This is a genomic window from Paenibacillus sp. NEAU-GSW1 (genome assembly GCF_009737085.1).
Taxonomy (GTDB): domain Bacteria; phylum Bacillota; class Bacilli; order Paenibacillales; family Paenibacillaceae; genus Pristimantibacillus.
The window spans coordinates 1-12,695 of the sequence record NZ_WOVL01000028.1; the positions used below are offsets into that span (position 1 = coordinate 1).

General features: G+C 48.3%; 14 protein-coding genes and 2 pseudogenes. 11 read left to right on the top strand and 5 right to left on the bottom strand.

The genetic code is table 11. The annotated features are described in order from the left end of the window. Positions 1-219, top strand: a 219-nt coding sequence (locus tag GOM71_RS19080) for a transposase (RefSeq protein ID WP_173275817.1), incomplete at its 5' end; no start/stop codon positions are given. Between the two features lie 92 nt (positions 220-311). Here GOM71_RS19080 and GOM71_RS19085 read toward each other — a convergent pair. Next, positions 312-575, bottom strand: coding sequence for an SIR2 family protein (locus GOM71_RS19085; protein WP_216651781.1), 264 nt, complete (start codon positions 573-575; stop codon positions 312-314). A gap of 43 nt (positions 576-618) precedes the next feature. Here GOM71_RS19085 and GOM71_RS24155 point away from each other — a divergent pair, with 43 nt between their 5' ends. The 8 genes from GOM71_RS24155 to GOM71_RS19120 all read left to right on the top strand — a co-directional run bounded on the left by GOM71_RS24155 (position 619) and on the right by GOM71_RS19120 (position 8,381). Beyond that, positions 619-798 (top strand): hypothetical protein, encoded by a 180-nt coding sequence (locus tag GOM71_RS24155; RefSeq protein WP_216651782.1) that lies wholly within the window; start codon positions 619-621, stop codon positions 796-798. 112 nt (positions 799-910) lie between these two features. Then, positions 911-1,555, top strand: a complete 645-nt coding sequence (locus GOM71_RS19090) for a phosphatase PAP2 family protein (protein WP_216651783.1) — start codon at positions 911-913, stop codon at positions 1,553-1,555. 177 nt (positions 1,556-1,732) lie between these two features. Next, the gene (locus GOM71_RS19095) at positions 1,733-2,896 is read left to right on the top strand and encodes a KamA family radical SAM protein (RefSeq protein ID WP_156283943.1); all 1,164 of its coding nucleotides are present in this window, start codon (positions 1,733-1,735) and stop codon (positions 2,894-2,896) included. Between the two features lie 21 nt (positions 2,897-2,917). Then, the gene (locus tag GOM71_RS19100; RefSeq protein ID WP_156283945.1) at positions 2,918-4,390 is read left to right on the top strand and encodes a YheC/YheD family endospore coat-associated protein; all 1,473 of its coding nucleotides are present in this window, start codon (positions 2,918-2,920) and stop codon (positions 4,388-4,390) included. 11 nt (positions 4,391-4,401) lie between these two features. Further along, positions 4,402-5,286: a phosphoenolpyruvate mutase gene (gene aepX, locus GOM71_RS19105; RefSeq protein ID WP_156283947.1), complete on the top strand. Its 885-nt coding sequence runs from the start codon at positions 4,402-4,404 to the stop codon at positions 5,284-5,286. An 11-nt stretch (positions 5,287-5,297) separates the two neighbouring features. Next, a complete protein-coding gene (aepY, locus tag GOM71_RS19110; protein ID WP_156283949.1) occupies positions 5,298-6,461 on the top strand; it encodes a phosphonopyruvate decarboxylase in 1,164 nt (387 codons plus the stop codon). Next, positions 6,458-7,585, top strand: a complete 1,128-nt coding sequence (locus tag GOM71_RS19115; RefSeq protein WP_156283951.1) for a 2-aminoethylphosphonate aminotransferase — start codon at positions 6,458-6,460, stop codon at positions 7,583-7,585. Before aepY ends, GOM71_RS19115 begins: the two co-directional genes overlap by 4 nt. Then, entirely contained in the window at positions 7,575-8,381 is an 807-nt protein-coding gene (locus GOM71_RS19120) for a YheC/YheD family protein (protein ID WP_156283953.1), read from the top strand. The genes GOM71_RS19115 and GOM71_RS19120 overlap by 11 nt, the downstream gene beginning before the upstream one ends. Before the next feature lie 37 nt (positions 8,382-8,418). Here GOM71_RS19120 and GOM71_RS19125 read toward each other — a convergent pair whose 3' ends face one another. Beyond that, on the bottom strand, positions 8,419-9,156 hold the full coding sequence (locus GOM71_RS19125) for a YheC/YheD family protein (protein WP_156283955.1): 738 nt from the start codon (positions 9,154-9,156) through the stop codon (positions 8,419-8,421). A gap of 522 nt (positions 9,157-9,678) precedes the next feature. Here GOM71_RS19125 and GOM71_RS25170 point away from each other — a divergent pair. Together GOM71_RS25170 and GOM71_RS25175 are read left to right on the top strand one after the other, a co-directional pair. Beyond that, positions 9,679-10,083 (top strand): annotated as a pseudogene (locus tag GOM71_RS25170) (IS110 family transposase); the annotation flags it as partial. A 318-nt stretch (positions 10,084-10,401) separates the two neighbouring features. Further along, positions 10,402-10,717: pseudogene (locus GOM71_RS25175) on the top strand (transposase); the annotation flags it as partial. A gap of 114 nt (positions 10,718-10,831) precedes the next feature. Here GOM71_RS25175 and modB read toward each other — a convergent pair. From modB to GOM71_RS25040, 3 genes are all read right to left on the bottom strand, one after another. Beyond that, entirely contained in the window at positions 10,832-11,500 is a 669-nt protein-coding gene (gene modB, locus GOM71_RS19140) for a molybdate ABC transporter permease subunit (RefSeq protein WP_156283956.1), read from the bottom strand. Positions 11,501-11,515: 15 nt separating this feature from the next. Next, the gene (gene modA / locus GOM71_RS19145; RefSeq protein WP_483311055.1) at positions 11,516-12,295 is read right to left on the bottom strand and encodes a molybdate ABC transporter substrate-binding protein; all 780 of its coding nucleotides are present in this window, start codon (positions 12,293-12,295) and stop codon (positions 11,516-11,518) included. A gap of 147 nt (positions 12,296-12,442) precedes the next feature. Further along, positions 12,443-12,625, bottom strand: coding sequence for a helix-turn-helix domain-containing protein (locus GOM71_RS25040; RefSeq protein WP_367649709.1), 183 nt, complete (start codon positions 12,623-12,625; stop codon positions 12,443-12,445). Positions 12,626-12,695: the final 70 nt, after the last annotated feature.

Genomic DNA, 12,695 nt, shown 5'->3' on the forward strand with positions numbered 1-12,695 from the left:
GAGCAATTAAAGAGCGAAGATGGACATGCCTTGTCGGTTCGACGCATGCACGAACCGGAAAGTGTGTTTGGCCAAATCAAAAATAACCGGGGATTCCGTAGATTCCTGCTTCGAGGCTTACCGAAAGTTAGCCTCGAGGTCGGGTGGCTTTCGCTTGCCCATCATTTGCTGAAGAAAGCCACAAAGCATCAAAATCGAAAAATAGTGTTGCAGGGATAGCTCTCTGCAACACTATTTTCATGAATACCGCTTCTTCAATTACTGATGCGAGCCGTTTTTTCAGCGAGCGAACCACTTTTGGGACGGCCTCTTTATTTGAGCATTAATTCTTCGGCGGTTTCCTCCAGCACATCGCCGATTTTTCGATTATGGATGACAAGATCGATGTATATGTCTAAAGGAGTTGGATCGTGATTGATGATGACGAGCCTAGCGCCTTGCTCTTTGGCGGATAGTATAAAGCCGCCGCAATCGCAATACCAGTCGCGGCCGAAATAACGGTCTGTAGAATAGACGATTCCGCAAACGTTGCAATACAATCGACGGATTGTGCTGTGAAGCGGATGAGACGGCATTTATTAACATACGAAGCTCGTGTATTTCGAATTTTCGATACAGATGGCGATAGCTGACGCTGTACCGTTTTCCGAGAGTCTCTTCAACAAGGAAGCCGCTCGAATTGAGCTCTTCAATCGCAGAACGGATTTTATTTTTTTGAGCGGTAAAGCCATATTTCAATTGCAATTGTTCGTTAAGCTCTTTGAGCGTGAACGCATGGTCTTCGTCGGTCAATTATAAAATAATGATCTGAATTTAGTATATTCGCTTTCATCTAACGTGATAGAATAAAAATGGAATTTTACATAACCTATTTCGTTAAGGAGCAAAGGACTTGAAATCTCAATCAAAAATGAGCGTGGAATTAGGGCTGAGCGTTATATGCGCTGCAGCATTCGGCGCTGTTGCGGCGCTGATGAGCGCTAACCGGATAAGCGGTTTCGACCGCCGGCTTATCAATAGTTTGCAAGGAATGGAGTCCTCCCAATGGACTGCGGCCATGAAGGCTCTCGGTTCACTGGCGTCGGGCATTCCTGTTGCGGTCATTATAGCGGCAGTGCTGCTCGTTTTTCTTGTCACGAAGCGTTTTCGGCAGGCTGTGTTGTTTTTCACAGTGCTGGCCGGATCGCAAGCAATGAACATGGCGCTGAAGGCAGGTTTTCAAAGAGAACGTCCTGACATTCACCGGATTATTGAAGAAACCGGCTATAGCTTTCCGAGCGGCACGGCGATGAGCGCGTTTGCGCTTTTTGCTGTTATGACCTTTCTTCTATGGAGAGCCATTCCTTCGCGTATTGGCAGGGGGCTGCTGCTGGCTTTATGCGTGTTGCTTATTGCATCGGTAGGCGCAAGCCGAGTTTATTTGGGCGTCCATTACCCTAGCGATATTATCGCGGGATACTTGGCAAGCGGGCTTTGGCTGGCCATTTGCATGTATGCGTATAACCGCAGCTCGGCTCGCAAAGCTCATGATGCGGGCAAAGGCATAGTAGCATGATTAGCTAAAATATCTTTTAAGCTGACGGAGGCAGAAGCCTCCGTCAGCTTTTTATTTTTCCTGCAACCCGGACTCTACTATTATCCGCTTTGATCTATCACATCCATTCTATCATCCGCATCTAATATACGATTAATAGAGAGAAATTCCGTTTCGATTACGCAAAGGAGAGTGTGCATGCAACCGAAGTACACGATGAACCTGGAGGACATTCCGGGGATAACGGAAGAGGAGAAGGCGGCCTTAAAGCAAGTGACCGAGAAATTCGTTTTTCGGCTCAACGATTACTATTTGAAGCTGATTGACTGGTCCGATCCGCAAGATCCGATCCGCAAGCTGGTCATTCCTAACGCTAGCGAGCTTCAGGAATATGGACGATGGGACGCTTCCGACGAGGATACGAACTATGTCGTCAAAGGTTGCCAGCATAAGTACAGCTCGACAGCATTGCTGATCGTTTCCGAGGTTTGCGGAGCGTATTGCCGGTTTTGCTTTCGCAAAAGGCTGTTCCGGGCTGACGTTCACGAAGCGATGCCCGACGTTCAAGATGGAATCGATTATATTGCGCAAACGCCTGAAATAAACAATGTGCTCTTGACCGGCGGCGATCCGATCATATTAGCGAATCAGAAGCTGCGCGGTATTATTACCGCATTAAGGGCAATCGACCATGTCAAAATCATTCGAATCGGTTCTAAGATGCCCGTATTTAGCCCAATGCGGATTTATGAGGATGAAGAGTTTCTCAATATTATTCGCCAATATTCCACCGAAGAGAAGCGCATTTATATTATGGCTCATGTCAATCACCCTCGGGAAATTACAGAGGAAACGAAAAAATGTTTTAAAGCTCTGCATGACGCAGGCGCGATTGTCGTTAATCAGACGCCGGTGCTTAGAGGCATAAATGATGATCCTGCGGTGCTTGGGGAGCTGCTGGATAAGCTGTCTTGGGCTGGCGTGACGCCTTACTATTTCTTCATTAACAGGCCGGTAGCAGGAAACAGCGGCTTTGTTCTTCCACTGGAGGAAGTCTATCGAATCGTCGAGGGAGCGAAAGCCAGAACTTCCGGTCTCGGCAAAAGGGTGCGTTTGTGCATGAGCCATACGTCCGGAAAAATTGAAATATTAGCGATCGACAACGGTACAGCCTATTTGAAATACCATCAGTCCCGAGAAGGCAATTACGGTCGAATTATGATACTGGATTGCCCGAAGGAAGCGACTTGGTTTGACGAGCTTCCTGGCAATGAACAGCATTGGAGCAAGCCAAGCAAGAAAACCGATAAAGTCGTTTCTGTAAATCAAATGTCTGATATGCCGCAAAAGAGAAAAAAATAATACGTTCGAGGTGAACTACGGTTGGATCAAACGAAAACATCCGCTAACAATAAGCCTCTAACGGTTGGGGTTTTGCTGACCCGTAACCTGATTCGAAAAACCTTCCTGTCTCAGGATTCAATTTACCGAATCAAGGAGCTCGTAGAAGCGAATAAAATTTCCAAAACAAATCTTATTTTTTTCTCTAGGGGCGACATCGACTTTACGAATCGAAAAGTTCTTGGCGCTTATTATGACTACAGCACTTGCAAGTGGGCGTTCAAATCTTTTCCTTTGCCGGATGTCCTATATGTGCGAGGCGGCTCCGCCAAACGCGTTCGAAAGCTTATTTCCCGATTGGACAGCATGGGCTTAAAAAGAATTAATCCGATCGTTGCTTTCAATAAAGGCAAACTGTTTCAGATGCTAAGTGAGGACGATAATGTAAATCAGTACTTGCCTGCGACCGAGAGCGTCGAGAATATGAGCGAAATCCGAATGATGATCCAGAAGCTTGGGACCGTCTATATTAAAGCGCGCCGGGGACGGAAAGGCATGCAAGTGATGCGCGTTGAAAAACTGTCTTCCACCGGTTATCTGTACAGCTATTCGATCCTTGGCAAGCTGGTTCGGAAAAGAGTCAACAGCATGGCAGGCTTGGAACTCGCTATCAGCCGTTTTTTTGGCAAGAATAAAGTCATCGTTCAGAAGGCAATCGATTTGGCGAGGGTTGACAATGACCGTCTATGCGATTTCCGGGCAGAGGTTCAGCGCAATAAATCCGGCGAAATCGAAATCGTCGGCATATGCATTCGCGTCGGTCAAAGCAATTCCCCGATAACGACGCATGCCAATGCTTATAAATACGACACGTATTTAAAAGAGTTATTTCCCTCTTACAACCAGCAGAAGATTAACAGTTTAAAAGCGAAAATCCATTCGTTCTTATTGAAGGTCTACAATGGGGTCGAGCAAAGATACGGGAAGTTCGGAGAGATCGGCATCGATTTTGCCGTTGACCGCAGCGGCGAGATATGGTTGATCGAATGCAATGCACAGTCGGCAAAAGTGTCGCTTGGCAAGGCTTATGGCGATTATGCGCGAAGAGCGTATGTCAATCCGCTCGAATATGCCAAGTATATTACGGGATACAAAAGCAGCGGCTCATCCAACCGAAGCAGCGGCACGAGCAATACCGGCAAAGGAACGGCGAACCGAAGCAGCGGTACAGCGGATCGCAGCAAAGGCTCGGCGCATCAGAGCGGCGGGGCGAACAATGCTGGCAAAGGCTCGGGCAACCGCAGCGGCGGTGCGGCGAATCGCAGCAAAGGCTCGGCGCATCGGAGCGGCGGGGCGAACAATGCTGGCAAAGGCTCGGGCAACCACAGCGGCGGAGCGGTGAATCGCAGCAAAGGTTCGGCTCCAAGGGGCAGAGGCGCCGCCATTATTAGCAGCAGCGGCATTGTTAAACCAAAACAAAAGAAAGCAATGGCTTCCGGACGAAAATTACGTTAAAGGGGACGGCTATGTCAAAATCAACAAAACTGAAACAGATGATGAATTCCCTTGAGATGGAATTTTTAATGGAAGCGCACAATGGCCTGTCGGCCAAAATTGTTGAAGAAGCCGGATTTAAGGCAATTTGGGCAAGCGGTTTATCGATATCCGCCAGCCTCGGAGTCCGGGACAGCAATGAGGCGTCCTGGACGCAAGTGCTTGATGTCCTGGAGTTTATGTCGGATGCGACCTCGATCCCGATCCTGCTTGACGGCGATACAGGGTATGGCAACTTCAATAATGCACGGCGTCTGGTCAAGAAGCTGGAGCAAAGGCATATAGCGGGCGTTTGCATCGAGGATAAGCTTTATCCGAAAACAAACTCCTTTATTAAAGGAGAAAGTCAGCCGCTGGCTGATATCGATGAGTTTTGCGGGAAAATCAAAGCGATGCGAGATACGCAGACCGATGAGGAGTTCGTCATTGTGGCCAGAGTGGAAGCGTTTATTGCCGGATGGGGATTGCAGGAGGCTCTTAATCGGGCGGATGCGTACCGGCTTGCCGGAGCGGATGCCGTTCTTATCCACAGCAGCAAGCCGAATGTGGCGGAGATTGAATCTTTTATGACAGAGTGGGGCAACAGACTACCGGTCGTCATCGTTCCAACCAAATATTATTCGACGCCAACCAAGAAGCTGAGGGAGCTGGGCATAAGCACTGTCATATGGGCGAATCACAATATGAGAGCCTCAATTGACGCCATGCAAAAAATAACGAAGCGAATCTATGAGGATGAGACGCTGCTTCATGTTGAACGTGGAATCGCCAGCGTAGATGAAGTGTTCAGGCTTCAAAATGCGGATGAGCTGCAGCAAGCGGAGCAAAAATATTTTCCTCATGCAAAAACGGAGTAGGGGATTGGCCCATGTTAAATACGAATATGATCGGCGCGGAGCTGAAAAATCTTGGCTTCCAGTTTTATGCGGGAGTTCCATGCTCCTTTTTGAAAGATTTGATTAATTATGCGATTAATGAATGCGAATATGTAGCGGCGGCTAATGAAGGAGACGCTGTCGCCATCGCTTCGGGCGCTTCCCTAGCCGGCCGCAAAGCGGTTGTTCTGATGCAGAACTCCGGATTGACGAACGCCGTCTCGCCGCTTGTGTCGTTAAACTATCCGTTTCAAATTCCGGTGCTTGGATTTGTCAGCCTGCGCGGTGAGCCCGGCATTCCCGACGAGCCGCAGCACGAGCTGATGGGGAGAATGACAGTGGAACTGCTTTCGCTGATGGAAGTGGAGTGGGCGTATTTATCGCCCGATAGCGAAGAGGCAAGACGCCAGCTGCTGCTTGCAGCCGATTATATCGCTCATGACAAGCCGTTTTTTTTCGTCGTCCGTAAAGGAACCTTTGAAAAGGAAAAGCTGCAAAAACAAAGCTTATCTGCGAGTAAAAATAGGGTAAAAAAAAGCAAACAAGCGGCCGATGAGCTTCCTTCCCGCCAGCAAGCGCTTAAGGTAATCAACTCGCTTAAAGACAGCAGCGTCGTACAGCTAGCCACGACGGGCAAAACAGGACGCCAGCTTTATGAGATCGAAGACGCCGTCAATAACTTGTATATGGTCGGTTCGATGGGCTGCGTCAGCTCGCTTGCTTTAGGTATTGCGTTATGTCAACCCGACTACAAGATCGTTGCAGTGGACGGCGACGGCTCGCTCTTGATGCGGATGGGCAGCTTGGCGACGAATAGCTGTTATAATCCGCGGAATCTGCTTCATGTTGTACTCGATAACAACGCTCACGATTCGACCGGGGGGCAAAGCACGGTCTCTCATAACGTCGATTTTGTCGAGATTGCCGCTTCTTGCGGATATGAGAATGCCATCTACATTCACAGTTTGTCCGAGCTTTCGCAAGCGATCGCGCAGTGGAAGCAGACGAAAGGGCTGACCTTTTTGTGTATGAAAATAGCGAAGGGCTCCGGCGATGAGCCCGGCCGACCGCAGATGAAGCCTTTTCAGGTAAAGGAACGGCTGGAAAGCTTTTTGCAGGGCAGCTTATCCGGGTCTAGAATGATGAAGGGGGAATGATCCCGTTGCAACGCAATGTGCTATTAACCCCTGGTCCGGCGACTACGACGGATACGGTCAAATGGGCACAGGTTGTGCCGGATATTTGTCCGAGAGAGGAACATTTCGGAAACCTGATGGATGAAGTTTCTCTCGAATTGACGAAGCTTGTAGCGGACCCGTTGGAATATGCGACCGTCCTGTTTTGCGGTTCCGGCACAGCAGCGGTAGAGGCGATTATCAGTTCGGTCACAGGACCGGACGATACGCTTCTCATCGTCAATAACGGTGCGTACGGCAAACGAATGTGCGAGATCGCCGCGGCTTACGGCCTGCAAACCGTCGAGTTTAGAAGCGCCCCGCAACTCCCCCTCGATATGACCTCCTTGGAACAGTGTATTCGAAGCAGCGAACGGCCGATTACAAAACTGGCTGTCGTGCATCACGAGACCACCACCGGATTGTTGAATGATATTGAAGCTATTGGCCGACTATGCGGCAATGAAATCGACATGATCGTCGATGCGATGAGCTCATTTGCTGCTGTACCGATCCGTATGAAAGAAATGAATATCCGCTATTTAGCGGCAAGCTCCAACAAGTGTCTCCAAAGCACCGCCGGAATCTCTTTCGCAGTTGCTGATAAAAGCAGGCTGGATTCGCCTCCGCCTCGCAGGGCAAGCAATTATTATTTGAATCTGCATGCCCAGTACAGTTATTTCCTTCTGCATCGCCAGATGCGATTCACTCCTCCTGTACAAACGATGTATGCACTTAAGCAAGCGATTGACGAGCTGAAGCGGGAGGGGATGACAGAGCGATACGCCAGATACGTTAAATGCTGGGACATATTAATTGCCGGTCTCAATCGGCTAGGGCTATCTTTTATCGGATCGGAAGAGGGTCATTCCAAAATGGTGACGTCCATTATCGAGCCGGACCTGCCGGGCTACGACTTTTATGAGCTTCATGATTTCTTATTCAGCAATGGCTTTACGATATATCCCGGCAAAATTAAAGAGCTGAGCACGTTCCGAATCGCTAATATTGGCGACATTTCCTGCAAAGATATCGAGGAGCTGTTGACGCTGCTGGGGCATTACTTTAATCGCCTGCACGGAAGGGGAGTGACGAATGACGACTAGCGAAAGCGGCCAAAAAAGCAGCGATTCAGCTAAGAACAGCAACTTAACAAAGAAGGGCAAATGGAATAAATACAAAGTGATGAGAGGCCATGACGAATTAAAAACCCATGTCCCGAAAACGAAAAAGCTAAGCGAGATTAATTTGTGGAAGCTGGTTGCCCAATACGGCGATGTCGTGGTCAAGCCGAGCAATGGAAGAAGGGGTTACGGGGTCATTCGGATTAAGGCGTTAGCATCCAGTCTATTTGAACTGCACCATGAGAATAAGAAAGTGACCGTGAATAGCAAGAAACAAGCCATCGAGTATATTAAAGCGAAGATTAGCGCGAGCAGATTTAGCTATGACAACTATATCGTTCAGTATCGTATTCCGCTTGCAACCGTCGGTACTCGCCCCTTCGATATGAGAGTTGTTGTGCAGCGCAGACAGTTGACCGACCAATGGGAAGTTACCGGCATTGTCGCGAAGGTGGCGGGCAAAGGCTATATCGTTACGAATATTAAAAGAAGCTCTGGCAAGGTGCTGCCTATTCAAAAAGCGATCAGAAAATCGGTATTAAAAGATTTATCCTCAAGTCTAATAAACGAAATTTCTTATGTTGCTTTAATGTCTGCCAACCGGTTAAGCAGCAATCCCGATTACGCCGAGCAGCTTATATTTGGCTTTGATATGGGGCTGGATCAGAATGGGCATGTATGGGTCATTGAAGCCAATCTCACCCCCATGCTTTCGCATTTCAAGAAACTGTCGGATAAGTCTATTTACCGGAAAATTATCGATTACAAAAAGGGATGAGCCTGCCAGCCTTGCTTCGGTTATCGCCGAAGCGGGGCTAACTGTTTTTGTACCGCATAATCCGGTTGTACATCGTTTTATCCTTTAACGCTTGGAAGTGCGTCATCATTGGAAAGCGGTTAACCTCAATAATCCATACGTCGCCATTATCGTCAATTCCCATATCAAAGGCGTAGATCCGATGATCGGGATAAAGCTGAACCATCTTTTCCGCAGTCATTAATGCGACTTTCTTTACGGATGACCTTAACGCTTTGCCTGACAAATGCTTCAGCGAGGACTTTCGAAGCGCTTTAAGAATTGGGAGCACCAACCCGGCGCTTCGTTGAATATTCGTGACGATGTAGCCTTCGCCGGCTACTTTAATTGCAATCGCTGTTACTTTCCAAACATCGGAGCCTGTCTTGCGCTGGACAATCGTCCGTACATCCATCGGGCAACCGTTCACCGTAGCGAGGGAAATTCGCTGTTGAACGATATATTTGCGGGAGCCGGCTTTTCCATGTAAATATTCGTAGGCTGCCTCTTTGTCCGCAACGATCCGTTTCGTTTTTTCTTTATGGATTTCGTATTTTCCGCTGCCGGTTGCTGAGATGCGGTAAACGCCGCGTCCGCGCCGCCCCTCATTCGGTTTTACGATCACATCACTGTATTTGTCGAACAGTTCTAGAAAGTTATCTTTATTGAACCATTTCGTTTCCGGCAAATAACTGCGAACATCTTCAAACTGGCGAATAAATTTATATTGCATCCATTTATGCCTTTTGTTAGCCATCGTGCGCCTCCCGCCATTTCTGCAATCGTTGGATCATATTATTCCTGCCGCTGCTGCGGCGGAAGCGGGGGAAAGAAAATAGGCAGCAGGATTAAACCTCATAAATGCCGCCCCAGCCCAAACAAGGCCGTTTTCGGCCTTATTCGCTCTCCGAGCCCGCACAATAAGCAAGGGGGTGTCCCATAAGTCATTAAAATGACGATGGGATACCCCCTGTTTTATTTAGGTTAACCAGCAAACTGCACATTTCGTATTATTAGGTCAACCAGAATGTTCTGGTTGGCCTTTCTTTATGGCCGTTATACGATGGCGGTAGCCGTGAGAACGTCTGCGCATTTGGGATTATACCCCGTCATTTAAACTGTTCTCCCATTGCTACCATTGACCATGTTTGAGCTGGTAGAGGCAACGACCTCGCATCATAAGCGAAGCTATGGGTTTGGAACCATCGTGGGATTACCGGCAATTTTATTTGGGAGGTTGTTATGCAGCCAGTCGTAGGTGTGGATATAGCGAAAGGATCTGGCGAAAGGATCTAGCGTAGTACAAGCTTTTACAAGAAGGAATGAACCGTACGGGAAGGCAGAGAGCATCTCGCATGAGGATAGTGGATTCGAGCGGTTAGGGGAACTACTAGAAGAATTGCAGGCGAAGACGGCAATCCCCCCAGTAGTTATTCTAGAGGCGACAGGGCATTATCATCGAGCGCTCGTAGCTTATCTCGAACGTAGTGGATGGACGCATTTCATCGTTAACCCTTTACAGTCCAAGCGTGCGAAAGGAACTCATCTGCGGAAGGTAAAAACAGATGCTGTGGATGCCTGGCATCTAGGGGATATGTATTACCGTGGGGATGTTATACCACATCGCAAATGGGACGAAGCGTTTACGGAACTGCAACATGTGACCAGGCATCATGAGTTTGTGACGGGAATGTTCGTCCAAGCGAAGTTAAACGCGAGAGCATTACTCGAACAGGTCTTTCCGGCTTTTGAGGAGATCTTTTATGCCACGTTTTCTGTAACGTCGCTAAAAGTGCTGAAGCGTTGTTTAGAGGGCGATGTCGAGGATTTTGTTGAAACGATTCAGGCATGTGCAGGCAAATCCCATTGGAGACGTTGGGTGGATGAGAAAGCAGGACGACTTCGGGAGAGCTTGTTACTTTGGAGAGCACAGCCTAGAAGCCAATCTCAGACCGCAGTCTTAAGCGGCATGGTATCCTTGTTGCTATCGTTCATGGAGCAATTCCGTTATGAAAGCAGAAGTACCACGGAAAGTGGTTATGAAATTACCACTCGCCATTATCGCAGCCTTTCCTGTGAAGGCTGTCCACTGAAGGAACGATGTACGAAGGCACAAGGCGAGCGGAGCAATTAAAGAGCGAGGATGGATATGCATATCGGTTCGACGCATGCAAGAACCAGAGCGTGTGTTTGGCCACATCAAGAATAACCGAGGATTCCGCCGGTTCCTGCTTCTAGGCTTGCCGAAAGTCGGCCTAGAGGTCGGGTGGCTTTCACTTGCCCATCATTTGCTGAAGAAAGCTGCAAAGGAAATCTAAAAATAGCGTTGCAGGTCCGCAACGCTATTTTTATGAAATTCACTTTTTTAGTTTACATATGCGAGCCATTTCTTTAGAGAGCGAATCTCTTTTGAGACGGCCCCTATCAGCATTTTATTTCGAAAAACGGTTGGCAAGCATGAGCATTAGGAAAGAGAGCAGCAGCATCGCCGCCGTCCACGCCCAAGCGAGTGCCATGCTTCCTCCGTCGGTAGCGACATAGATGGCGGTTGGGATCGTCTGTGTTTTTCCTGGAATACTGCCTGCGATCATTAATGTCGCTCCGAACTCCCCAAGGCCTCGGCAAAAGCCCAAAATATAGCCGGCGGTCAGCGAGCGCCCAGCCAAGGGGATGGAAATATAACGAAGCACTTGCCATTCCGATGCTCCGAAGGCTCTTGCGGAATCTTCCAAATCCTTGTCCACGCTTTCGAATCCGGCTCTCATTGTGCGATAAGCCAATGGAAAGGCGACCACTGTTGCCGCAATCACAGCTGCTGTCACGGAGAACACAACCGGTTCGCCGAGCAGCGATTCGTACAGCTTGCCGATCCAGCTTCTTCGCCCAAGGCCGACGAGCAGAATAAAGCCGATTACGGTCGGCGGCAGCACGAGCGGCAGCAGCAGAAACGTTTCGACGATATTTTTTCCGAAAAATCGCGACTTGGCCATCAGCCATGCGGCGAGCACGGCCGATGCGAATACAAAGACGCTGGCAACAATTGAGATTTGGATCGATAGAGTAATAGGTTCAAAAAAGGAAGTCCAGTCCATGCGATTCATCCAGTCTTATTTAGCTTATGGAAGTTTAAATCCGTATTTCTCAAATACAGATGTTGCGGCTTTCGTCTGCAAATAGGCGTAGAACGCTTTCGCCTCGGTGCTATGCTTCGTTTCTTTGACGATGCCGGCAGGATATACAATCGGCGTATGCACGCTTGGCGATATTTTTAGTGCGATTTTAACTTTAGTAGAAGTAAGGGCATCGGTTTTGTACACGAAGCCTGCATCGACATTGCCCGTTTCGACGTAGGTCAGCACTTGCCGGACATCCTTTGCCAGGACAAGTTTCGGTTCCAGACTATCCCATACTTTGCGCGCAGTCAAGGCTTCTTTGGCGTATTGTCCCGCCGGTACCGACTCAGGCTGGCCGATGGCGATTTTTTTGATTCCTTTATCGGTCAGCTGTTTGATGGTCATAAATGTTTTCTTGGAATTCGAAGGAATAACCATAACAAGTTCATTTTTCAATAAGGTTTTGCTTTCGGAAATAAGGCCTTGCTTCACAAGCGCATCCATCTGTTTTTTTCCTGCGGAGAAAAAAAGGTCGGCCGGAGCGCCTTGCTCGATTTGTTTTTGGAGCGTGCCGGATGAGGCGTAGTTAAACGTCAGGTTGATGTCGGGATTTGCCTTCTCGTAAGCGATCTCAATCTCATCCAGGCTGTCCTGCAAGCTCGCCGCTGCGGAAACGAGCAGCTCTGTTTTTGCTTTTGCGGCAGCTGCAGGCTGTATAGGAGCAGCCAGAATTGCGAGCGCTAATAGCAGATTAGAAATCAGAAACCATTTTTTCAAGTAAATCTCCTCCAATCGTCTCTAGTATTCATTCTAAATATAACTAAATATATTTAATTATAACTAAATATATAAGTATGATGAAACCGAGTCAATAGAAAGATGTTATAAAATTTGTCGTGCCAGGTTGCTGTTAACCCAGATTGCGGCGCTCTAGCGGCTCGATCGCTTTCCATGCCGATAATCGGTTGGCGTGATGCCGAAGCGCCGCATGAATTGTTTGGCGAAGTAGAGCGGGTCGGCAAATCCGGCTGCTGCGGATACTTGCTGGACGGAGAGCGGCCTCTCCCGAAAGGCTGAATGGGTGCCCGTATATGAAGCGGTATTGAGCGGAATCTATTAACATGGCAAAGAAGGGCAAACGAGCTTTATTAATAGAATGCAATGCGTTACTATATACAATATA

Excerpts from the sequence above, each read along its gene's own strand:
- GOM71_RS19090 (WP_216651783.1), top strand. The coding sequence starts at position 911 with ATGAGCGTGGAATTAGGGCTGAGCGTTATATGCGCTGCAGCATTCGGC.
- aepX (WP_156283947.1), top strand. The coding sequence starts at position 4,402 with ATGTCAAAATCAACAAAACTGAAACAGATGATGAATTCCCTTGAGATG.
- modB (WP_156283956.1), bottom strand. The coding sequence starts at position 11,500 with ATGAATCGCATGGACTGGACTTCCTTTTTTGAACCTATTACTCTATCG.
- aepY (WP_156283949.1), top strand. The coding sequence starts at position 5,298 with ATGTTAAATACGAATATGATCGGCGCGGAGCTGAAAAATCTTGGCTTC.
- GOM71_RS19095 (WP_156283943.1), top strand. The coding sequence starts at position 1,733 with ATGCAACCGAAGTACACGATGAACCTGGAGGACATTCCGGGGATAACG.
- GOM71_RS19115 (WP_156283951.1), top strand. The coding sequence starts at position 6,458 with ATGATCCCGTTGCAACGCAATGTGCTATTAACCCCTGGTCCGGCGACT.
- GOM71_RS19125 (WP_156283955.1), bottom strand. The coding sequence starts at position 9,156 with ATGGCTAACAAAAGGCATAAATGGATGCAATATAAATTTATTCGCCAG.
- GOM71_RS24155 (WP_216651782.1), top strand. The coding sequence starts at position 619 with ATGGCGATAGCTGACGCTGTACCGTTTTCCGAGAGTCTCTTCAACAAG.
- GOM71_RS19120 (WP_156283953.1), top strand. The coding sequence starts at position 7,575 with ATGACGACTAGCGAAAGCGGCCAAAAAAGCAGCGATTCAGCTAAGAAC.
- GOM71_RS19085 (WP_216651781.1), bottom strand. The coding sequence starts at position 575 with ATGCCGTCTCATCCGCTTCACAGCACAATCCGTCGATTGTATTGCAAC.